Annotated in this window: 18 protein-coding genes; 2 read left to right on the top strand and 16 right to left on the bottom strand. The window is 70.5% G+C overall.

Annotated elements, in window-relative coordinates:
• Positions 1-11: 11 nt before the first annotated feature.
• Positions 12-833 (bottom strand): ABC transporter permease, encoded by an 822-nt coding sequence (locus DEJ11_RS07265; RefSeq protein WP_111103526.1) that lies wholly within the window; start codon positions 831-833, stop codon positions 12-14.
• A gap of 168 nt (positions 834-1,001) precedes the next feature.
• Between DEJ11_RS07265 and DEJ11_RS07260 the strand changes: the two genes are divergently transcribed.
• Together DEJ11_RS07260 and DEJ11_RS07255 are read left to right on the top strand one after the other, a co-directional pair.
• Positions 1,002-2,372, top strand: coding sequence for a glycosyltransferase family 4 protein (locus DEJ11_RS07260; protein WP_111103524.1), 1,371 nt, complete (start codon positions 1,002-1,004; stop codon positions 2,370-2,372).
• Positions 2,369-3,823, top strand: a complete 1,455-nt coding sequence (locus DEJ11_RS07255) for a glycosyltransferase family 2 protein (RefSeq protein WP_111103522.1) — start codon at positions 2,369-2,371, stop codon at positions 3,821-3,823. The genes DEJ11_RS07260 and DEJ11_RS07255 overlap by 4 nt, the downstream gene beginning before the upstream one ends.
• A gap of 59 nt (positions 3,824-3,882) precedes the next feature.
• Here the strand turns inward: DEJ11_RS07255 and DEJ11_RS07250 are convergent, their stop codons facing one another.
• From DEJ11_RS07250 to murD, 15 genes are all read right to left on the bottom strand, one after another.
• The gene (locus DEJ11_RS07250) at positions 3,883-4,614 is read right to left on the bottom strand and encodes a hypothetical protein (protein ID WP_258375382.1); all 732 of its coding nucleotides are present in this window, start codon (positions 4,612-4,614) and stop codon (positions 3,883-3,885) included.
• Between the two features lie 68 nt (positions 4,615-4,682).
• Entirely contained in the window at positions 4,683-5,033 is a 351-nt protein-coding gene (locus DEJ11_RS07245) for a DUF2200 domain-containing protein (protein WP_111103519.1), read from the bottom strand.
• An 11-nt stretch (positions 5,034-5,044) separates the two neighbouring features.
• The gene (dnaE, locus tag DEJ11_RS07240; RefSeq protein WP_071245757.1) at positions 5,045-8,524 is read right to left on the bottom strand and encodes a DNA polymerase III subunit alpha; all 3,480 of its coding nucleotides are present in this window, start codon (positions 8,522-8,524) and stop codon (positions 5,045-5,047) included.
• 956 nt (positions 8,525-9,480) lie between these two features.
• A complete protein-coding gene (locus DEJ11_RS07235) occupies positions 9,481-10,410 on the bottom strand; it encodes an RluA family pseudouridine synthase (RefSeq protein ID WP_110864623.1) in 930 nt (309 codons plus the stop codon).
• Positions 10,407-11,093 (bottom strand): signal peptidase II, encoded by a 687-nt coding sequence (gene lspA / locus DEJ11_RS07230; protein WP_258375381.1) that lies wholly within the window; start codon positions 11,091-11,093, stop codon positions 10,407-10,409. Before lspA ends, DEJ11_RS07235 begins: the two co-directional genes overlap by 4 nt.
• A gap of 2 nt (positions 11,094-11,095) precedes the next feature.
• Positions 11,096-11,776, bottom strand: a complete 681-nt coding sequence (locus DEJ11_RS07225) for a DivIVA domain-containing protein (protein ID WP_071405424.1) — start codon at positions 11,774-11,776, stop codon at positions 11,096-11,098.
• A 185-nt stretch (positions 11,777-11,961) separates the two neighbouring features.
• Positions 11,962-12,258, bottom strand: coding sequence for a YggT family protein (locus DEJ11_RS07220; RefSeq protein WP_084741074.1), 297 nt, complete (start codon positions 12,256-12,258; stop codon positions 11,962-11,964).
• Between the two features lie 68 nt (positions 12,259-12,326).
• On the bottom strand, positions 12,327-12,911 hold the full coding sequence (locus DEJ11_RS07215) for a cell division protein SepF (protein ID WP_111103518.1): 585 nt from the start codon (positions 12,909-12,911) through the stop codon (positions 12,327-12,329).
• Between the two features lie 41 nt (positions 12,912-12,952).
• Entirely contained in the window at positions 12,953-13,675 is a 723-nt protein-coding gene (locus tag DEJ11_RS07210) for a YggS family pyridoxal phosphate-dependent enzyme (protein WP_111103517.1), read from the bottom strand.
• Positions 13,676-13,682: 7 nt separating this feature from the next.
• On the bottom strand, positions 13,683-14,843 hold the full coding sequence (gene ftsZ, locus DEJ11_RS07205; protein ID WP_111103516.1) for a cell division protein FtsZ: 1,161 nt from the start codon (positions 14,841-14,843) through the stop codon (positions 13,683-13,685).
• 146 nt (positions 14,844-14,989) lie between these two features.
• Positions 14,990-16,276 carry a cell division protein FtsQ/DivIB gene (locus tag DEJ11_RS07200; protein ID WP_111103515.1) on the bottom strand — a complete coding sequence of 429 codons (1,287 nt, stop codon included), beginning with the start codon at positions 16,274-16,276 and terminating at the stop codon, positions 14,990-14,992.
• The gene (gene murC, locus DEJ11_RS07195) at positions 16,273-17,694 is read right to left on the bottom strand and encodes a UDP-N-acetylmuramate--L-alanine ligase (RefSeq protein ID WP_111088928.1); all 1,422 of its coding nucleotides are present in this window, start codon (positions 17,692-17,694) and stop codon (positions 16,273-16,275) included. Before murC ends, DEJ11_RS07200 begins: the two co-directional genes overlap by 4 nt.
• On the bottom strand, positions 17,691-18,788 hold the full coding sequence (murG, locus tag DEJ11_RS07190; protein ID WP_111023106.1) for an undecaprenyldiphospho-muramoylpentapeptide beta-N-acetylglucosaminyltransferase: 1,098 nt from the start codon (positions 18,786-18,788) through the stop codon (positions 17,691-17,693). Before murG ends, murC begins: the two co-directional genes overlap by 4 nt.
• Positions 18,785-20,050 carry a putative lipid II flippase FtsW gene (gene ftsW, locus DEJ11_RS07185; RefSeq protein ID WP_027465248.1) on the bottom strand — a complete coding sequence of 422 codons (1,266 nt, stop codon included), beginning with the start codon at positions 20,048-20,050 and terminating at the stop codon, positions 18,785-18,787. Before ftsW ends, murG begins: the two co-directional genes overlap by 4 nt.
• Entirely contained in the window at positions 20,013-21,548 is a 1,536-nt protein-coding gene (murD, locus tag DEJ11_RS07180) for a UDP-N-acetylmuramoyl-L-alanine--D-glutamate ligase (RefSeq protein ID WP_111023104.1), read from the bottom strand. Before murD ends, ftsW begins: the two co-directional genes overlap by 38 nt.

Below are 21,548 nucleotides of genomic sequence, written 5' to 3'. Positions count from 1 at the left end.
GGCAGCATCGGTCACAGCAGTTCAGCCAGCTTCTTCTCGTTGCGGGAGAACACGAAGTAGCCGAGTGCGAGCGACACGCATCCTGCGAGGGCGCACGCGACCAGGTCGGTCCAGTTCGGGAGACGGTTGTCGTACATGAGGTTCCGGAAGACCTCGGAGAACCGCTCGATCGGGTTGAGCTTGTAGACGTGGATGATCCACGGGTGTCCGGCCTTGTTCGCGGCGTCCTCGACGAGCGACAGCGGGTAGATGATCGGCGACAGGTACATCCACATCTGCAGGCCGATGCCGACGAGGTGCTGCATGTCGCGGAAGTGCACGTTGATGATCGACAGGATCAGTCCGAGACCGGCGGCGAACATGGCGAGGAACACCATCGTCAACGCGATCAACGGAAGGTAGATCCAGAAGTTCGACCCCGCGATCGCGAGGGCGATCAACAGCACACCCATCTCGACGAGCCAGGTGAAGCCGAACGACCCGACGGCCGCGAGCGGCAGCGTCATCCGCGGGAAGTACACCTTCTTGATCAGCGAGCCGTTGGCGACGATCGACGTCATGCCGGAGTTGATGACGTTGCGCGCGAAGATCCACGGCAGCAGGCCGCACATCAACCACAGCGGGTAGATGTTCAGTCCGCTGGGGTCGCCGACCTCGAGTCGTGCCCGGAAGATGAACGAGTACACGATCGTGTAGATCAACATCGTCGCGAGCGGGTTGATCAGGGACCACAGTTGCCCGAAGACCGTGCGGCGGTACTTGCCCTTGACCTCGCGGGCGGTGAGGTTCGCCAGGAGTTCCCGCGACGACATGAGCTCGTTCAGGTACGTCATGCTTCGGGTGCAGGCTCCTCCGGGGCGCAACGCAGCGCTCCTCACAGGGATTCGGGGACGAGACATTCTCGCACAAAGGTTGCACTTGCCACGTTCGACTCGGTGACGCATGTCCGCTGCGGGTGCCGCGGAGACGAACACCTGGTGAAACCTGAGTAGGGTTGGTGGGTGATCGTCAGCTTCGCCAACCACTCCACCGCGCCGGTGAACCTCGGCGGGGCGGAACGGTCACTCATCCGCTTCGTGGAGGACTGGCAGGCGCAGGACCCGGCCATGACGCCGACCTTCATCACCAAGGCCCCGCGCGGCAAGTTCATCGATGCCCTCGACGAGCGTGGCTGGTCGTACGACGCGCTGCGGTTCCGCGGCTGGGCCCTGCCGAGTCCGCAGCCCGCACCGGCTGCGGAACGCGCCGCCTTCGCGACCGTCGACTACGCCGCCGTGAACGCGATCATCCGGAAGTACGAGCGCGAGCGCCCGGACCTCGTCGTCACCAACACACTCGTCGCCCCGTGGGCGTCGTTCGCCGCCGCGGTCCTCGGGATCCCGCAGGCGTGGTTCGTCCGTGAGTACGGCGACCTCGACCACGGTCTGCAGTTCCAGACGGGCCGTGCGGGCGTCCTCGGCGACATCGGCCTGCTGTCCGGGGCCGTCGTCACCAACTCCGAGGCGATGCGCGACCACCTCGCCCAGTACATCCCCGCCGACAAGCTCTCCGTCGCCTACCCGACGGTCGACACGAGCCGACTCCTGGCGACGAAGGACGACACGCCTGCCGTCGCCCCCTTCCCGCAGGCAGAACCCGGCCTGCGGATCACGGTCCTCGGCCGCGTCGAGGAGTCCAAGGGGCAACACCGCGTCGTCGACGCGCTCGGCGCGCTGCGCCGACGAGGCGTGACCGCGAGCGTCTGTTTCGTCGGGAGCTGGAAGCACCCGGGTGAGGACCAGCGGCTCACCGACCGCGCCCGCGCGCTCGGTGTCGCCGAGCACGTCGTCTTCGCTGGCGAGCAGCACACGCCCGCGCCCTTCATCCAGGCGGCCGACGTCTGCGTCACGCCCTCCACCATCGAGGCCTTCGGTCGCACCACCGCCGAGTACATGGCGCTCGGCAGGGCCGTCGTCGCCACGCACCAAGGCGGCAGCGCGGAACTCGTGGAGCCCGGCGTGACCGGCGCGTTGGTCGAGGCCGACGACACGAACGCCCTCGCCGACGCCCTCGCGGCGTACGCGGCCGACCCGGACACGGCCAGGAGGCACGGTGCGGCTGCACCGGAACGCCTCGTCACCGTCACGGGTTCGGGCCACGACAACGCGGCGGCCATCGCACGCTTGGTCGCGCTGGTCGGCACCGAGGGCTACCGGCTCCCCCAGGCGGCGCGCTACTGGTTCGAGCTGCCCGGCGCGTACGCCTCGCTCGGTGCGACGAGCGCCAGAGCCGCCGTCGGACTCCTCGCGAGCCGCGTGCGATCCCGCTCCGGGGCCGTCGGCCGACTCCTCGCCCGGCCGGGCGTCGTCGTCCGGAAGCTGGCTCGGCGATGACGCGCGACCGTCGTCCGGTCACGATCGTGGTCCCGATCTACGACGATCTCCCCGGTCTCGAGCGCTGCATCGAGGCACTGCTCGAGACGGTGGACTTCGCCGTCGACCGCGTGCTCCTGGCGAACGACATGGGCCCCCGCGTCGACGCGATCGAGGCCCGGGTGCTCGAGCTCGTCGGTGACCACAAGGGGTTCGAGTACACCCGCAACAGCCGCAACCTCGGCTTCGTCGGCAACTGCAACCGGGCGGTCCTCGAGCTCGACCGCACGGGCAACGACGTCCTGCTCCTCAACAGCGACACCGTCCCGATGCCGGGGTTCCTGGACGAGATGACCGCGGTCCTGGCCTCGGACGACTCGATCGGCGTCGTGTGCGCGAGGAGCGACAACGCCACCATCGCGTCCTTCCCCTACGCGCGGCGGAACCCGCGCGCGAGCCTCGCACCGCGCCGCACCCGCGAGCTGCACGGCCGGACGAAGTACCTGCTTCCGCGGCACACGGTCTCCCCGGTGGCGATGGGCTTCTGCTTCCTCATCCGGCGCGAGATGGTCGACCGCTTCGGGTTGTTCGACGACGTCTTCTCCCCCGGCTACGGCGAGGAGAACGACTTCTGCCTGCGGATCAACGAGCACGGCTTCACCTCGGTGTTGGCGAACCGCGCGTTGGTCCTGCACACGGGCTCGACGAGCTTCAGCGGGGATCGCGGTCCCTCGCTCCGGCTCGAGCACGAGCGGATCCTGCTCGAGCGCTACCCCTTCTACGGCGGCGCGATCGCGCTCTTCCTCGCCCGGTACCGTGACGCCGTCGACGTGTTCGCCGATGCGTTCCTGCCCGACGACGACGTCGTCCGCGTGGCGCTGCATCTCCCGGCCGACCTGACCCACGAGGTCATCGCCCGGACCCGCAGCACCCTCGCTGCAGCGCCGGATGACGTCGTCGTCACGGTCATCGTCGCGAAGTCGCAGATCCGGGACGCCCGTGAGGCGTTCCCGGGCGCTGCGATCGCCGTCGGCGGCCGGCCACGGCAGATCTTCGACGTCGCGGTCGCGCTCGGTGCCCTGACCACGTTCGCGCAGCTCTCCGCGCTCAACGCCAACGCTCCCCGCTGGATCCTCGTCGACCCCGTGTCGCAGGACGTCCGGTGGTCACACGCGGTCGCGAACCACCGTGCGTCGGCGATCGACCGCATCCTGCGCCGTTTCGAGAACCAGAGCACGAGCTGGCGTGACGGGGACGACCTCGTCCGGCTCGTCCGCACAGCCGCCGCGAACGAGATCGACCCCGCGTCCCTGCGTGCTCGCTGGCACGCGGTTTCGGACATCGCCGAAGCGACCGGCCTCCTGGTGCACCGCGCGACGGTGTCGGTCCGACGCCTCGCCGCGCTCACGTTCGGTGCGCGCAACCCGCGCATCGTCGCCCGCCTCCGCGCGATCGCCGGCCGCGGCGCCTGAGCGACGACCGACGAGCGGACGGGAGGCCCGTGGCGGCGCCGCCACGGGCCTCCCGTCCGTCACGCGAGTGCGTCGACGACCGCGCGGTGTCGCGCGACGCTGGCCCCGTCGAACGCACCGAGCAGGTGCAGCGTGGCGATCCGGAACACGAGGGCGCGCAGGAGCAACTGCCGCCACTCGTGTTCGCCCTCGCCGAGATCGTCGAGGCGGTCGACGGGCACGCCGTGCCAGCAGACCGCGTCCACCGCGGCGATCGCGGCTCCCGTGCCGGCCGGACGCCAGTACGGTGGCCAGTCGATGATCGCGGGCGCGAGTCCCTCCGCGAACAGGACGTTGCCCAGCAGGTCCCCGTGGATCAACTGCGCCGGCGCGTGGACGGGACGGAACGCCGCGGCCAGGCGGTCGAGGGTCGGGTCGGTCGGCAGTGGTGCCTCGCCCCAGGCCATGCGGTCGGCGCGACGCCACGGGTCGTCGGTCTCGGGGTCGGCCGTCCGGAGGAACGCGGGGCACCCGACGTCGGCGACTGCGCGGTGGAAGGCCCGACCCGCTCGGATGATGTCGTCGACACGGGTCTCGTCAGCTGCCCCGGCGACGAACTCCCACGTCTCCCACTCCCCGCACCTCCAGGCACCGGCGCGAGTGGGCACCGGTCTCGGAGTCCGGAACGCCGACGTGTGGCCCAGGTCCGTCAGCACCGCAGCGCGCCAGTCGGTCACGAGCGCACCGTCGTGGGGCCGGAGGACGATGTCGCCCGCCCGCCAGGAGAGCCCGCGGCCTCCCACGAGTGGCACCGGTGTGGCTGCTCCCACACCGAACGCGGCGAGCACTCCGGGGTCCGGGGGCGCCGGCCGCGAGTGGGTCACGCGGTCCGGAGGATCTTCGCCATCGGCCGGCCCTTGGCGACCTCGTCGACGAGCTTGTCGAGGTACCGGATCTGCCGCATGAGCGGGTCGTCGAGCTCCTCGATCCGCACCCCGCAGATCACCCCGGTGATGAGCGGGGCGTTCGGGTTGAGGTGCGCGCCGGCGAAGAAGTCCTCGAACGTGGTCCGGTCGGCCAGGTGCTGCGCGAGCGCCCGGTCGTCGAAACCGGTCAACCACTCGATGACGGTGTCGAGCTCCGCCTTCGTGTGGCCCTTCCGCTCCACCTTCGCCAGGTAGTGCCCGTAGACGTCCGCGACGGGCGTCCCGAAGACCCGGTGACCGGCCATGGTCGACGCTCCTACACCAGGCAGCGAGGTCCGAGCAGGCTCTTCAGCTCGCCGAACAGGTCGGGGGTCAGGTTCACCGGGAACGGCAGCTCGAACGTGCGCGCGACGTCGTCCTTGAGCAGCTTCAGCCGGACCTCGGTGTCACCCTGGTGGCGGCCGAGCACGGCGGCGAGTTCCGTCACCGTGGTCGTCGTGGCCTGGCGTTCCGGCAGCGACAGGGTGAGCGGGCCAGAGCCCATCGCGTCGCCGACGTTCGGCTGGAACATGCTCACCGCGTGCAGGGCCTTGCCGTCGTCGCGGACGTTGACGCGGCCGCGCAGGACGACGATCGAGTCGGGCACCAGGGACGGGCCGAACTCCTGGTAGGTCTTGCCCAGGAACATCACGCCGATCTGGCCACCGAAGTCCTCGATGTCGACGATCCCGTACGGGTTGCCGCTCGTCTTCGCCACCCGGTGCTGCACGCTCGTCAGCAAGCCGGCGACGGTCACCGTCTCGCCCTCGATCGAGTCGTCGGCCGTCAACAGGTCGGCGATGGTGATCGACTGGTGCTTCGCGAGCTCGATCTCGAGCCCGGCGAGCGGGTGGTCGGACACGTAGAGCCCGAGCATGTCCCGCTCGAACGCGAGCTTGTCGCGCTTGGACCACTCCGGACGGTCCGGCACCTGGGACACCGCGGCGCTCGGGGCGTCCTCGGCTGCCTCGGCGAAGAGCGAGTCGAAGTCGAACCCGACGTTGCCGTGGGCCTCGTCGCGCTTGACCTTCACCGCGCCCTCGACCGCGCCCTCGTGGATCTCCACCAGGGCTCGGCGGGTGTCGCCGAACTCGTCGAAGGCACCGGCCTTGATGAGCGACTCGACCGTGCGCTTGTTCGCCGACGAGATCGGGATCTTGCGCAGGAAGTCGTGGAACGACTCGAAGGCGCCCTTCTCGGTCCGCGCCTTGACGATGTCGTCGACGACGTTGAACCCGACGTTGCGGATGGCACCCATGCCGAAGCGGATGTCGTCGCCGACTGCGGCGAAGAAGCCGATCGACTCGTTGACGTCCGGCGGCATCACCTTGATGCCCATCCGGCGGCACTCGTTCAGGTAGAGCGCGAGCTTGTCGCGGGCGTCGCCGACGCTCGTCAGCAGCGCCGCCATGTACTCGGCCGGGTAGTGCGCCTTGAGGTACGCGGTCCAGAAGGACACCACACCGTAGGCCGCCGAGTGCGCCTTGTTGAACGCGTAGTCGGAGAAGGGCAGCAGGATGTCCCACAGCGTCTTGATCGCCGCGTCGGAGTACCCGTTGTCCTTCATGCCCTGCTGGAAGCCCGCGTACTGCTTGTCGAGCTCGGACTTCTTCTTCTTGCCCATCGCGCGGCGGAGGATGTCCGCCTGGCCGAGGGAGAACCCGGCGACCTTCTGCGCGATGGCCATGACCTGCTCCTGGTAGATGATCAGGCCGTAGGTCGTGCCGATGATGTCCTTGAGGGGCTCCTCGAGCTCCGGGTGGATCGGCGTGATCGGCTGCTCGCCGTTCTTGCGGAGCGCGTAGTTCGTGTGCGAGTTCGCACCCATGGGCCCTGGGCGGTACAGGGCGATGAGCGCGGAGATGTCCTCGAAGTTGTCGGGCTTCATCAGCCGCAGCAGGCCACGCATCGGCCCGCCGTCGAGCTGGAACACGCCGAGGGTGTCACCGCGCTGCAGGAGCGCGTACGCCTCGGGGTCCTCGAGCCCCATGTTCTCGAGGTCGAGCTCGGTCCCACGGTTCGTCTTGATGTTGTCGAGGGCGTCACTGATGATCGTGAGGTTGCGGAGCCCCAGGAAGTCCATCTTGATCAGGCCGAGCGACTCTGCTGCCGGGTAGTCGAACTGCGTGACGATCTGGCCGTCCTGCTCCCGCTTCATGATCGGGATGATGTCGATGAGCGGATCGCTCGACATGATGACGCCGGCCGCGTGCACGCCCCACTGGCGCTTCAGCCCCTCGAGCCCGAGCGCGGTGTCGAAGACGGTCTTCGCCTCGGGGTCGGTCTCGACCACGGTGCGGACGTCGACGGCTTCCTTGTAGCGCGGGTGGTCCTTGTCGAAGATCCCGGTGAGCGGGATGTCCTTGCCCATCACGGGCGGCGGCATCGCCTTGGTGAGCTTCTCGCCCATGCCGAACGGGAACCCGAGGACGCGCGAGGAGTCCTTGAGCGCCTGCTTCGCCTTGATCGTGCCGTACGTGACGATCTGCGCGACGCGCTCCGACCCGTACTTCTCGGTGACGTACTTGATCGCCTCACCGCGGCGCCGGTCGTCGAAGTCGACGTCGAAGTCGGGCATCGAGACGCGGTCCGGGTTGAGGAACCGCTCGAAGATCAGGCCGTGCCGGATCGGGTCGAGGTCGGTGATGCGCATCGCGTACGCCACCATCGAGCCGGCGCCGGAGCCACGACCCGGACCGACGCGGATGCCGTTGTTCTTGGACCAGTTGATGAAGTCCGCGACCACCAGGAAGTAGCCCGGGAACCCCATCTGGTTGATGATGCCGACCTCGTAGTCGGCGCGGTCCTGCACCTCTTTCGAGATGCCGTCCGGGTACCGGTAGTCCAGCCCCTTCGCGACCTCTTTCTCGAACCAGGAGTGCTCGGTCTCGCCCTCGGGCACCGGGAACTTCGGCATGTAGTTGGCCGAGGTGTCGAACTCGACGTTGCAGCGTTCCGCGATGAGCAGCGTGTTGTCGCAGGCCTCGAGGTTGTCGCGGAAGACGTGCCGCATCTGCGCCGGGGTCTTCAGGTAGAACTCGTCGGCGTCGAACTTGAAGCGGTTCGGGTCGTTGAGGGTCGAGCCGGACTGCACGCAGAGCAGTGCCGCGTGCGACTTGGCGTCGTGGGCGTGCGTGTAGTGCAGGTCGTTGGTGCCGACCAGCGGGATGTCGAGGTCCTTCGCCAGGCGGATCAGGTCGCTCATGATCCGGCGTTCGATCTCGAGGCCGTGGTCCATGACCTCGGCGAAGTAGTTCTCCTTGCCGAAGATGTCGCGGTAGTCGGCGGCGGCCTGCACCGCTTCGTCGTACTGGCCGAGCCGCAGGCGCGTCTGGATCTCCCCCGAGGGGCAGCCGGTCGTGGCGATGATGCCCTCGTGGTACTCCTGCAGGAGCTCGATGTCCATACGGGGCTTGAAGTAGTAGCCCTCGAGCGACGCCTTGGACGACAACCGGAACAGGTTGTGCATGCCCGTGGTGTTCTCGGCGAACATCGTCATGTGCGTGTACGAGCCGGCGCCGGACACGTCGTCGCCCCCGCCGTCACCCCAGCGGACACGGGTCTTGTCCGAGCGGTGCGTGCGGGGCGTGATGTACGCCTCGGTCCCGATGATCGGTTTGACGCCACCGGCCTTGGCGGCCTTCCAGAACTCGAAGGCGCCGAACATGTTGCCGTGGTCGGTCACCGCCACGGCGGGCATCCCCTGCGCGGCGGTCTCCGCCACGAGGTCGGAGAGCCTGGCGGCACCGTCGAGCATCGAGTACTCGCTGTGCACGTGCAGGTGGACGAAGGAGTCGGAATCCGACACGGAACCTCCGGTTCGTACGGTGTGCTGCGGGGTGGGAACAGCCTAACCGCGGCCGCCCACATTCCCGCGCGCGTCGGGGCGGACCGGAGGCACGGGGCGGGGCCGCACCGTGCCTCCAGGCCGGCATCGGGTCGCGACGCGCGCGGGGCGCCACGCCGAGGGGGCAGGACACGCCGCAGGCAGACCGCCGCGGGTGCAGAAAGCGTCGCCTGGCGGCGCCCCAGCCGACAGTTCATGACCCCTCGGCGCAGGCGCCCGGGCGTGCCGGGAGGCGCGTGGAGGGCCCGCACCGCGCCTCCCGACCGGCACCGGGTCGCGACCCCCGCGGGGCGCCCCGCCGAGGGGGCAAGACACGCCGCACGCGCTCCGCCGCGGGCGCAGAAAGCGTCGCCTGATGGTGCCCCAGCCGACAGTTCATGACCCCTCGGCGCAGGCGCCCGGGCGCGTCGGTCTGGACACGCGCGGGGCGCCCCGCCGAGAGAGCAGGACACGCCGCACGCGCTCCCCCGCGGGCGCAGAAAGCGTCGCCTGGCGGCGCCGCAGCCGACAGTTCGTGACCCCTCGGCGCAACGGCCCGGGCACGGCGGACGGGAGGCTCGTGGCGGACCCGCACCGCGCCTCCAGGCCGGCACCGGGCCGCGACGCGCGCGGGGCGCCCCGCCGAGAGGGCAGGACGCGCCGCACGCCGACCGCCGCGGGCGCAGAAAGCGTCGCCTGGCGGCGCCGCAGCCGACAGTTCGCGACCCCTCGGCGCAAGCGCCCGGGCGCGGCGACTGGGCACGCGCGCGGCGGCCCGCCGAGAGGGCAGGACACGCCGCGCGCGCTCCGCCGCGGGCGCAGAAAGCGTCGCCTGGCGGCCCCCCAGCCGACAGCTCACGACCAATCGGCGCAAGCACCCGGGCGCGTCAGAGCGACGCACTCCGGATCTGCTCGAGCGCTGCCTGCAGGTCGTCCGGGTACTGCGCCTCGAACGACACCCACTCGCCCGTGCGGGGGTGGTCGAAGCCCAGCCGGACGGCGTCGAGCCACTGGCGCGTCAGCCCGAGCTCTGCCGCCAGCACCGGGTCGGCGCCGTACATCGTGTCCCCGACGAGCGGGTGGCGTGTGGCAGCCATGTGCACCCGGATCTGGTGGGTGCGCCCGGTCTCCAGGTGCACCTCGAGCAGGGTGGCGGCGCGGAAGGCCTCGAGCGTCTCGTAGTGGGTGACGCTCGGCTTGCCCTCCGACGTGACCGCGAACTTCCAGTCGCTCGACGGGTGCCGGCCGATGGGGGCGTCGATCGTGCCCGAGGTCGGGTCGGGGTGGCCCTGCGCGAGTGCGTGGTAGACCTTCTCGACCGTGCGCTCCTTGAAGGCCCGCTTCAGGTGCGTGTACGCCAGCTCGGTCTTCGCGACGACCATCAGGCCCGAGGTCCCGACGTCGAGGCGGTGCACGATCCCGGCGCGTTCGGCGGCACCCGACGTCGCGATCGTGAACCCGGCGGCGGCGAGGCCCCCGGGCACGGTCGGACCGTCCCACCCCGGCGAGGGGTGCGCGGCGACACCGACGGGCTTGTCCACGACGACGATGTCCTCGTCGTCGTGCACGATCGTCATGCCCGGCACGGCCGCCGGCACGATGCGCGGCGGCTCCTTCGGGGTCCACTCGACCTCGAGCCAGGAGTCGGCGTGCAGCCGGTCCGACTTGTCGACGGGGACGCCGTCGACGCGGACGCCACCGGCCGCGACGACGTCGGCCGCGAACGACCGGCTGAAGCCGAGGAGCTTCGCGATGGCGGCGTCGACGCGCTCACCGGCGAGCCCGTCGGGCACGGGAAGAGAACGCGATTCGCTCACGTGGCGTCGTGGCCCAGCGTGTCGCGGCGGTCGCGGTCCTCCGGCCTGGAGGCGCGGGTCGGCTCGTCGAGAGCGGCGTCGGTCGACGAGAGCGCGGCCCCACCGTCGAGCGGCTCCGCCGCGCCGACCGGCTGCGCCGCGTCGAGCTGCGCCTGGCGCTTGGCCGAGAGCGTGCGGGTGCCGTCGAGGTTCACCCCGAGGATCACCAGCAGCACGAAGACCACCATGCTGATGCAGATGAAGGAGTCGGCGACGTTGTAGATCGCCGGCATCATCCACGGCGTCGAGATGAAGTCGACGACGTGGCCACGACCGAAGCCGGGCTCACGGAAGAGCCGGTCGAGCAGGTTGCCCAGCGCGCCGCCGAGCAGCATGCCGAGCACGATGGCCCACCACATCGACCGGATGCGACGCGAGTACACGATGATCGCGACGACGACCGCGGCCGAGATGACCGAGAACACCCAGGTCATGTTCACCGCGAACGAGAACGCGGCCCCCGGGTTCCGGACGTACAGGAACTGCAACGCCCCGCCCAGGACCGGGACGGGGGTGCCGTAGGGCAGGTTCGCGACGACCAGCGTCTTGGCGACCTGGTCGAACGCCACCACCACGACAGCGGCGAAGGCCAGTGCCGCGATCGCGCGGACACTGACCTTCGCTCGTGATGCTGGTCGCGACAACGTCAGTTGCCGAAGCCCTGCGCCGAAGCCGGCGCCGGGGTGAGACCGGACTGCTCGCCCGAGGTGTCGAGCTCGGAGAGCTGACCCTGGATGTAGCTCTTGAGCTGCGCACGGTAGTCGCGCTCGAAGGTCCGGAGCTCGTCGATCTTGCCCTCGAGCTGGCGCTGCTCCTGCTCGAGCACCGCGACACGCTGACGGTTCGTGTTCTCGGTGTCGGCGATGATCTGACGCTGCTTCGCCTCGGCCTCGGAGACCAGGCGAGCCGCCTGGGCCGTGCCCTCGGCGATGAGCGCGTCGCGCTTCTCGATGCCCTCGCGGACGTGCTCCTCGTGGAGACGACGCGCCAGGGTCAGGAGGTTCGTGGTGCCCTCGGTGTCCTCGTCGGCGGGGACCGTCGTGGCCGGAGCCGCCGCGGCGACCGGAGCGGGCTCCGGTGCTGCCTCGACCGGGGCCGGGGTGGGCTCCGGCTCGGCCGCGGGAGCGGGCTGCTCGGCCTGCGCCGGCTGCGGGGCCGACTCGGCCGCCTGCAGGCGCTGGCGGAGCTCGTCGTTCTCCGCGGTCAGGCGACGGAGCTCGACCACGACCTCGTCGAGGAAGTCGTCGACCTCGTCCTGGTCGTAGCCCTCGCGGAACTTCGTCGGCTGGAACCGCTTGTTGACTACGTCTTCCGGCGTCAAAGCCATTGCCGTCACCTCAATAGAACTGCTGAACGTGTGGAACCGCGTGCGGTGCGACCGAATCTACCAGTCGTACCGTGCGGTGCGGATGCGCCACCGAAGCGGGCATCGATCCCGACCACCGTACACCGACGATGGGGCGGAACCGTGACCTGCGCCGGGCGTGGCGCGTGTCGCGGACGGGAGTCCGCTCAGATACCGCGTGCCAGAGCGGCGACCACGAACCGGGCGATGATGACGACGAGCATCACGATCGTCCAGCCGAAGTCGAGCGCCACCGGCCCGAGGCGGAGCGGCGGGAGGACCCGTCGCACCGCTCGGATGGGCGGATCCGTGACCGTGTAGACGAACTCGGACACCACGAGCATGCCCCCGCGCGGCCGCCAGGAACGGTTGAAGCTCTGCACGAGGTCGAGCGCGAAGCGCCCCCACATCACGAAGAAGTACAGGAGCAACGCGAGGGAGATGATCCCTAGGATCACGGACACGATGGGGCTCGCTCGTCTCGGGCGAGCGTCGTCAGACGACGCTCAGGGGCGGGTGTGCCGGGTACGGCTCAGGACTGGGCGAAGAAGTTCGCCTCGATGTCGGACTCTACCTCAGCGGGCTCACCGCTCACTGCGACGTGGGCCGGCGACAGGAGGAAGACCTTGTTCGTGACGCGCTCGATCTTGCCGAACAGGCCGAGCGACAGCCCCGAGGCGAAGTCGATCATGCGTCGGGCGTCACCCTCGGTCATCTGCGAGAGGTTGATGATGACGGGGATGCCGTCGCGGAAGCTCTCGGCGATGGACTGGGCGTCCTTGTACTCGCGCGGGTGGACGGTGAGGATCTCGTTCATTTCCTGGACCGGGGTCGCCTTCTGTGCGGTCGTGTGCGAGCGGCGGAGCGGAGTGACCTGGGCGCCGCGCTGGTGGGTGTGCGTCTTGGTGGGAGCCGGCGCCGCTGCGGGAGCGGCCGCCGGGGCTGCTGCCGCGGCAGGGGCTTCCTGCGGTTCGGCGGGCGCCGGAGCAGCCGCTGCGGTCTGGCGAGCAGGGGCTGCCTGCTGGCGCGCGGGCTCGGCCTGCTGCTCGTCCTCGTAGTCGAGTTCCTCATCGGCGAGGCCGAGGTAGACCATCGTCTTCTTCAGCGGGTTGGCCATGGTTCCTCCGGGGTTCGTGCTCGTGGTGCCCTGCAACGAGGCTAGGGTGCGGGCGGCCGGTTTCCCGTGATTGCGGTGCCGATCCGCAGGTGTGTCGCGCCCTCGAGGATCGCCTCGGCGTAGTCCCCGCTCATGCCGGCCGAGATGTCGGTGGCGCCGGACTCGAGCGACACGACCCGTTCGGAGATCGAGTGGAGTCGGGCGAAGGCGGCTCGGGGCTCCTCGTCCAGGGGCGCGACCGCCATCACACCCCGCAGTCGGATGGTCCCGGTGGCCAGCACACGGGTCACCATCGCCTCGACGTCGTCCGGCTGCACCCCGCCACGGCCGGGGTCGTCGGTGAGGTTGACCTGCACGAAGCCGTCGATGACCGACGGCTCCGGCTCGGCCTCGGTCGGGGCGAACGCGTCGACAACGGAGCCACGGTCGAGCGACTGCACCACCTGGGCGTACCGGCGGGCCTGGCGGGCCTTCTTCGACTGCAGCTGCCCGACGAAGTGCCAGGTCAGGCCGAGGTCCGCCAGTTCGGCGGCCTTCGCCTGCGCCTCCTGGTGGCGGTTCTCCCCCACGTCCGTCACGCCGAGTGCGGCGAGCTCGCGCACGAGCGACGCCGGGTGGTACTTCGTGACGACGACGAGCGTGAGTTCGTCGGGCGAGCGCCCTGCGGCGCGCGCCGCGTCGGCGATGCCGCTCCGGACGGACGCAACGCGCGCCTCCAGTCCGTCGTCGGGTGACGAGGCCTGGAGGCGCGTGTCGGCTACCAAGGGTGGGTTACTTCAGGAAGTCGGGGACGTCGAGCTCGTCGTCGTCGTCGAACGCCGGGTCGGCGGCGCGCTGCACCGGCGGCTGGTGCTCCTGCGAGGCCCAGGACGGGCTCGACGTGGTCGAGTCCTCGATCGCGCCGATCGAGGCGGCGACGGGCGCCGCTGCGCTCGACTCCGGGTCGACGTAGCTCGAGCGACGTTCCTTCTGCTGCTGGGCCGGCTCGCCACCGTCGAAGCCCGCGGCGATGACGGTCACGCGGACCTCGTCGCCCAGGGTGTCGTCGATGACCGCACCGAAGATGATGTTCGCCTCGGGGTGCACGGCTTCCTGCACCAGTCGCGCGGCGTCGTTGATCTCGAAGATGCCGAGGTTCGAGCCACCCTGGATCGACAGCAGCACGCCGTGCGCACCGTCGATCGAGGCCTCGAGCAGCGGCGACGCGACGGCGAGCTCGGCCGCCTTGATCGCACGGTCGGCGCCGCGCGACGAGCCGATGCCCATGAGCGCCGAACCCGCACCCTGCATGACGCTCTTGACGTCGGCGAAGTCGAGGTTGATCAGGCCCGGGGTCGTGATGAGGTCGGTGATGCCCTGCACACCGGCCAGGAGGACCTGGTCGGCCGTGGCGAACGCCTCGACCATGGAGATGCCGCGGTCGCTGATCTCGAGCAGGCGGTCGTTCGGGACGACGATGAGCGTGTCCACCTCGTCCTTGAGGCCCGCGACGCCGTTCTCGGCCTGCGACTGACGGCGCTTGCCCTCGAAGCTGAAGGGCTTCGTGACGACACCGATGGTCAGTGCGCCGATGGACTTCGCGATGCGCGCGACGACCGGTGCGCCACCGGTGCCGGTGCCGCCACCCTCGCCCGCGGTGACGAACACCATGTCGGCGCCCGCCAGGGCCTCTTCGATCTCCTCGGCGTGGTCCTCGGCGGCACGACGGCCGACCTCGGGGTCCGCGCCGGCACCGAGGCCGCGGGTGATCTCGCGGCCGACGTCGAGCTTGACGTCGGCGTCGCTGAGCAGCAGCGCCTGGGCGTCGGTGTTGATCGCGATGAACTCGACCCCACGGAGACCGAGCTCGATCATGCGGTTGACGGCGTTGACGCCGCCGCCGCCGACACCGACGACCTTGATGACGGCGAGGTAGTTGTGGTTCGTGGTCACGTCAGTCAGGCCTCCGGTAGAACCCTCAACCTCTACTTGAAGTTCAGGGGCAATGCTGGTAGATGTGGTGCTGGCTCCGACGCTACGGGGGCGTTCGGCGCAGTGTCGCCCCGCCACGCCGCGTGTCGCCGATCAGGTCCGGCAATTCAGTCCTTGGCGCGGATCACGCCGTTGTCCGGTGCCGAGACGTCGTACTCGACGACGACGCCGGGGTTCCGTGCCGCGTGGTCCTTGACCAGCGCGGCGAGCAGTTCGGCCTTCGCGACCGAGTCGTCCGGGCTCCCCCACACGACGGTCGAGCCGTCCTTGAGCGTCAGGGTGACGTCGTCGGCCGTCGACCCGGCGACGCGCGTCACCTGGGACCGGACCGTCGAGGGCAGCGCCAGCACGACCTCGGTCATCGTGCGGAAGCTCGAGGACCCCAGGCGCGCACGGGCGATGTCGGCGAGCGGCATCGTCGCCGGACGCTTCGGCGACGACTGCACGACGATGCCCGCGGGGTCGACGAGGTCGAAGGTGCTGCCGGAGCGCACCGCGACCACCGGCGTGCGCTCGGTCACCGTGACGACGAGCGTGTGCGGCGGGGCCTCTTCGGTCACGTAGCTCTCGATGAGCGGGAACCCGGCGACGTCCCGCTTGATCGCGTCGAAGTCGAGCCGGGCCAGGGGCGTGCCGATCTGGTCGGACAGCGCCTGGCGCAGCGCGGACTCGTCGACGCGGTTCGTGCCCTTGACCTCGATCGTGCGGAGCGCCATCAGCGGGGAGAACACCGCGACGAGGATCGAGACCCCGAGCACCAGGACGACGCTCGCCGCCGTGATCCACGCGGCGCGGCGGTGCCGGCTGCGCCGGGTGAACCGGCGGACCTCGGCACGCTCGAGCAGCCGGCGGCGTCGCTTCGCGATGCGCGCCTCGCGGGCGGTCTCGGCAGCGCGCACCCGCGCCCCGATGGGCGCCTCGGTGTGCTGGTCGGTCCGGGAGGCACTGCCCGCGTCGAGCACGTCGGTCACGGTCGCGTCGTGGTCGGTTCCAACGCTCGTAGCGGCTCGGCGTTCCGCGTCGCGGCGGTCGGCCTCCTCGTCCCGGTGGTCCTCGTTCGGGGTGTACTCGCGCAGGCGGTCGGCGACGGTGGAGAGCCCGGCGCCGAACCGGCGTCCGGCGGCACCGGCGAACGCGCCGACGCGGTCCCGGTGCGGACCCGACGTGTCGGCGGCGGGCCGGTCCGCGATGGTGGGCTCGGCGGTGTCGGCGACCGTCTCGTCGACCGGGGCGTCCGGGGCGGACGCGGGACGGGCCTCCCGGTCGTCGGCGACGCGTCCGCGGAACGGCAGCCGCGGCTTCGAGGGACCACGACGCTGCCGGGGCGCTTCCGCGGCCTCGGCCGGGGCGTCCCTGCGGGCGTCCCCCTCGTCGAACCCCTCGGGGCGCTTCACCGGGACGACGCTCCGTCGGTGCCCAGGGCGCCGAGCACCTGCGGGATGATCCGGTACACGTCGCCGCAGCTGAGCGTCATGATGATGTCGCCGTCACGGGCGACCGCGGCCGCGCGGGCCGCCGCTTCGTCCCAGTCGGGCAGGAACTCGACGCGCGACTGGTCGGCGAAGCGCTCCTGCACCAGGGCGCCGGTCACGCCGGGCTCCGGGTCCTCGCGGGCGCCGTAGACGTCGAGCACGACCGTGTGGTCGGCGAGCTCCTCGTACACCTTGGCGAAGTCGCCGGCCATCAGGCGGGTGCGCGAGTACAGGTGCGGCTGGTGGATCGCGATGATGCGACCGTCACCGACGACGTTGCGGGCTGCCTTGAGCGCCGCAGCGACCTCGGTCGGGTGGTGCGCGTAGTCGTCGTAGACCGAGACGCCGCGCTCGACACCGTGCAGCTCGAAGCGGCGCTGGGTGCCACCGAACGCCTCGAGCCCGCGGACCGCGTCGGCCGGGGCGACGCCGAGGCCGGTCAGGACCGCGAAGGCGCCGACGGCGTTGATCGCGTTGTGGCGGCCGGGCACGCGGAGGGTCAGGTGGTACGCCTCGCCACCGGCGCGGAAGTCGACCTCGACGCCCGCCGACTCGGTGATGCCCTCGATGCGGACGTCCGCGTCGACGGCCTCGCCGAACGTGACGATCTCGGGGGCGTCCGGGCGCTGGCGGATGCCGGCCGTGACCGTCTTCGCGCCGGCGTCGTCGCTCGAGATGACGACGCGCTCGCTCGCCTTCGCGGCGAACTCGACGAAGGCCTCGGTGAAGGCCTCCTCGCTGCCGTAGTGGTCCAGGTGGTCGGCGTCGACGTTGGTGATCAGGGCCACGGCGACGTCGTAGAGCAGGAACGAGCCGTCGGACTCGTCGGCCTCGACCACGAACAGGTCGCTGGACCCCGGGGCCGAGCTGGTGCCGAGGGACTGGATGACGCCGCCGTTGACGAAGCTCGGGTCGAGGCCGAGCTCGACCATCGCGGTGACGATCATGCCGGTCGAGGTGGTCTTGCCGTGCGCACCGGCGACCGCGACCAGACGGTGCTCGGCGATCAGGGCGGCGAGGGCCTGCGAGCGGTGCAGCACCGGCAGACCGCGGCGCTGCGCCTCGAGGAGCTCGGGGTTGTCGGGCCAGAGGGCGCTCGTGACGACGATGGTGTCGGCCTGGCCGACGTTCGCGGCGTCGTGACCGATGTGCACGGTCGCGCCGAGGTCGCGCATCGTGCCGGTCGTCTCCGTCTCGCGGGAGTCGCTGCCCGTGACGCGGTGCCCAGCGGCGAGGAACATCCGTGCGATCCCGCTCATCCCCGCGCCGCCGATGCCGACGAAGTGCACCGTGCCCAGGTCGTCCGGGATCGGCTGGGTCAGGTCCGGCTTGATGGTCATCGTTCCTCCGTGGTGCTGGGGGCCTGCTTCGCGGCGTCGAGGACCAGGTCGGTCATCCGGTCGGCGCCGTCGCGGTGGCCGACACTGCCCGCCCGCACGGTCATGTCCGCGATGCGGGAGCGGTCCTGCAGGATGCTCAGCAGCTGGAACGTCACCCAGTCCTGGTCGAATTCCCCGTCGGCCACCAGGACGGCTCCCCCGGCGTCGACGACGTCCTTCGCGTTGTGGCGCTGCTCACCGTTGCCCACCGGGTACGGCACGAGCACGCTCGGCAGCCCGACGGCGGTCAGCTCGCACACCATGCCGGCGCCGGAGCGCGACACGACGAAGTCGCTCGCCGCGTACGCCAGGTCCATCCGGTCGCAGTAGGGCAGCACGTGGTAGCCGTCGAGGTCGCTCGGGCCGATGTCCGACGCGGCGCCCACGACGTGCAGGACCTGCCAGCCGGCTCCGACGATCGCGGCGGCGGACTTGTTGATCGTCCGGTTGATGCTCCGCGCACCCGAGGAGCCACCGGTCACGAGCAGCACCGGTCGGTCCGGGTCGAGCCCGAACTCGGTGAGCCCCTCGGCCCGGACGGCACGACGGTCGAGCGACTCGATCTCGCGACGGAGCGGCATGCCGACGACGCGGCCGTGACGCAGGCGGGTGTTCGAGAAGGTGAGGCCGACGTGCTCGGTGAGGAAGGCGGCGAGGCGGTTCGCCAGCCCGGGCTTGGCGTTCTGCTCGTGCACGACGATCGGGGTGCCGGTGCGGCGGGCGGCGATGTACGCCGGAGCGGCCGCGTAGCCACCGACACCGAGGACCACCTCGATCTCGTGGTCGCGGATGATCTGCTCGGTCCGCTTGACCGCCGCCGCGAACCGCTGCGGGAAGCGCAGGGCGGCTCCGTTCAGCTTCCGCGGGAACGGCAGGCGCGGGATCGTCAGCAGCTCGTAGCCGCGCATCGGGACGAGACGGGACTCCAGGCCCTCGGCGGTGCCCAGCACGAGCACCTCGGCGCCCGGCTCCCGCTCGGTCAGCCGGTCGGCGACCGCGAGCAGGGGGTTGACGTGGCCGGCGGTGCCGCCGCCGGCGAAGAGGTACTTGCTCACCGCAGTGATCCGTTCGTGGAGGTCCGGCCGAGTGGGGCGTTCGTCAGGCCGGGGTCGTTCTTGCCGGGCAGGTCACGGGCGAAGGAGAGCACGACGCCGATCGCCACCAGGGTCATGATGAGGGCCGAACCACCGGCCGAGATGAGTGGCAGGGGCACACCGAGGACGGGCAGCAGGCCGAGCACGACGGCGATGTTGATGAGCGCCTGGCCGATGATCCACGCGAGGATGCCACCGGTGACCGTCTTCACGAAGGGATCGCGGGACTGCCGGATGATCTTGATCATGCCGACGGCGAGCACCACGAACAGGCTGAGCACCACGACGGCGCCGATCAGGCCGAGCTCCTCGCCGATGATCGCGAAGATGTAGTCGTTGTCCGCCTCGGGCAGCCACGACCACTTCGCCTTGGAGTTGCCGAGGCCGACGCCGAACACGCCGCCGGACGCGAGCGCCCACATGCCGTGCACGGGCTGCCAGCAGATGTCCTGGTACTGGCTGGTGTCGGTGCATCCCGACAGCCAGGCGCTGATGCGGGTCGAGCGCGAGGCCGAGGCCATCGTCACGAAGGGCAGCATCACGGCGAACGCACCGAGGCCGACGAGCAGGTGCCGGGCGCGGACGCCGCCGATGTACAGCGCGCCGAACACCAGGATGAGCATGACCATCGCGGTGCCCTGGTCACCGCCGAGGACGACGAGCCCGAGCGAGAGCATCGAGGCGATCCCGATCGGGATGAACACCTCTTTCCAGTCGTCGAGCTTGTCCCGCTTGACGTAGATGATGGCGCCGATGCCGAGCACCAGGCCGAGCTTCACGACCTCGGACGGCTGCGCGGTGAACGACCCGAGTTCGATCCAGTTCCGGTTGCCCTGGATGTCGATGCCCAGCGGGGTGAACACGAGCAGCTGCAGGACGAGCGCCGCACCGAGCAGCCGCATCGCCCACTTCCGCCAGATCCGAGTCGGGACCCGGCTGGCGATGAGCATGAGCGGCACGCCGAGCACGGCGTACAGACCCTGGCGGGACGCCGCCCCGAAGAAGTCGTGGGTCGCCGCGTACTCCTCGACGCTCGACGAGGACAGCACCATCACGACGCCGAAGACGACGAGGAACAGCGTGACGCCGAGGATCGTGTAGAAGGTGCTGGACTCCGCGACGAAGACGTTCTTGACAGCGACGATCGCGCCGTTCGTCCGTCGTGGGGTCGACGCGGTCCGGCCGTTACGGCTGTTCGGAAGATCCGTCGGTGTCGTCGCCATCGACTTCTCCTCCCAGGTGCTCGTTGACCGCGGCCGCGAAACGCTGCCCCCGGTCGGCGTAGGAGCCGAACTGGTCGAACGACGCCGCCGCCGGGGCGAGGAGGACGGTGTCGCCCGGCCTCGCGACCGATGCGGCATGCCGGACCGCCTCGCGCATGACCTGATCAGTGTCCGTCGTCTCCACCTGGAGCACCGGGACCGTGGACGCGTGTCGCGCGAATGCCTCGAGGACCGGGGTCCGGTCGGTGCCGATGACCACGACGGCGCGGACGCCGGGGCCGAAGCGCTCGACCAGCCCGTCGACGTCGACGCCCTTGAACAGACCGCCGACGATCCACACCACGGTGTCGAACGACGCGAGCGACGCGGTGGCGGCGTGCGGGTTCGTGGCCTTGGAGTCGTCGACCCAGGTGATGCCGTCCGCCTGGGCGACGAGCTCGGTGCGGTGGTGGTCGGCGCGGAACGCCCGGACCGCCGACTGGATGGCGCTCGGCTGGACGGTGCCGGCACGGGCCAGGGCAGCGGCGGCCAGGACGTTCATAGTCATGTGCGGGCTGGCGAGCCCGGCGGCCTCGAGGTCGGCGATCGTCGACAGCTCGAGCGCGCTGTTGCGGCGGTCCTCGTTGAAGGCCCGGTCGCACAGGACGTCCTCGACGATGCCGACGTCACCGGGAGCGGGGACGCCGGGGGTGAAGCCGACCGCACGGCAGCCCTCCACCACGTCGGCCTCCTGCACCATCTGCCGGGTGGCCTCGTCCGAGGTGTTGTAGACGCACGCCATCACGGTGCGCTCGTAGACCTTGGCCTTCGCCGCGCGGTACGCCTCGGCGGAGCCGTGCCACTCCAGGTGGTCGTCGGCGATGTTGAGGCAGGCGCTCGCGAGCGGCACCACGGCGCCGTCACCGGACGTCGCCGCGTAGTGCAACTGGTGGCTCGAGAGCTCGACGACGAGCACGTCGTAGCCGACCGGGTCGCGGACGACATCGAGCACCGGCACGCCGATGTTCCCGCACGCGACGGCACGCAGGCCGCCGGCCTCGTACATCGCGGTCGTGAGCTGTGTCGTCGTGGTCTTGCCGTTCGTGCCCGTGATCGTGATCCAGGGGGCCGCGACCGGGCCGCGGACGACCTTGTCGCGCACGCGCCAGGCGAGCTCGATGTCGCCCCAGACGGTGCTGTTCGTCACCGACCACTGCACGGTGGCGTTGTGCGGGGGCAGCCCCGGCGACACGATGACGACGTCGGGCGCCTGCTGCACGAGGGCGTCCGGCACGGTGTCGAGCGGGGTCTGCAGGAACCGGGCACCGATCACGTCGAGCAGCTCGACGCTGTCGGCGGGGGCGTCGGACGAGTAGACCGTCACCTCGCTGCCGAGCTCCACGAGCGTGTCGGCGACCGAGAACCCGGTGGCACCGAGGCCGAGGACGGCGACGTTGAGCCCCTTCCACCCCTCGGAGTACCAGCTGTCGAGGGACTGGAGGCGGGACGGCGAGGACAC

This window comes from Curtobacterium sp. MCLR17_058 (assembly GCF_003234705.2).
Lineage (GTDB): Bacteria > Actinomycetota > Actinomycetes > Actinomycetales > Microbacteriaceae > Curtobacterium > Curtobacterium flaccumfaciens.
This window is presented reverse-complemented; position numbering and strand designations above follow the sequence as displayed.

What these genes read in the sequence shown, in the direction of transcription:
- DEJ11_RS07265 (WP_111103526.1), bottom strand. Translation starts at nt 833, where the DNA reads ATGACGTACCTGAACGAGCTCATGTCGTCGCGGGAACTCCTGGCGAAC.
- DEJ11_RS07255 (WP_111103522.1), top strand. Translation starts at nt 2,369, where the DNA reads ATGACGCGCGACCGTCGTCCGGTCACGATCGTGGTCCCGATCTACGAC.
- DEJ11_RS07245 (WP_111103519.1), bottom strand. Translation starts at nt 5,033, where the DNA reads ATGGCCGGTCACCGGGTCTTCGGGACGCCCGTCGCGGACGTCTACGGG.
- dnaE (WP_071245757.1), bottom strand. Translation starts at nt 8,524, where the DNA reads ATGCTCGACGGTGCCGCCAGGCTCTCCGACCTCGTGGCGGAGACCGCC.
- DEJ11_RS07225 (WP_071405424.1), bottom strand. Translation starts at nt 11,776, where the DNA reads ATGGCTTTGACGCCGGAAGACGTAGTCAACAAGCGGTTCCAGCCGACG.
- DEJ11_RS07215 (WP_111103518.1), bottom strand. Translation starts at nt 12,911, where the DNA reads ATGGCCAACCCGCTGAAGAAGACGATGGTCTACCTCGGCCTCGCCGAT.
- murC (WP_111088928.1), bottom strand. Translation starts at nt 17,694, where the DNA reads ATGACCATCAAGCCGGACCTGACCCAGCCGATCCCGGACGACCTGGGC.
- ftsW (WP_027465248.1), bottom strand. Translation starts at nt 20,050, where the DNA reads ATGGCGACGACACCGACGGATCTTCCGAACAGCCGTAACGGCCGGACC.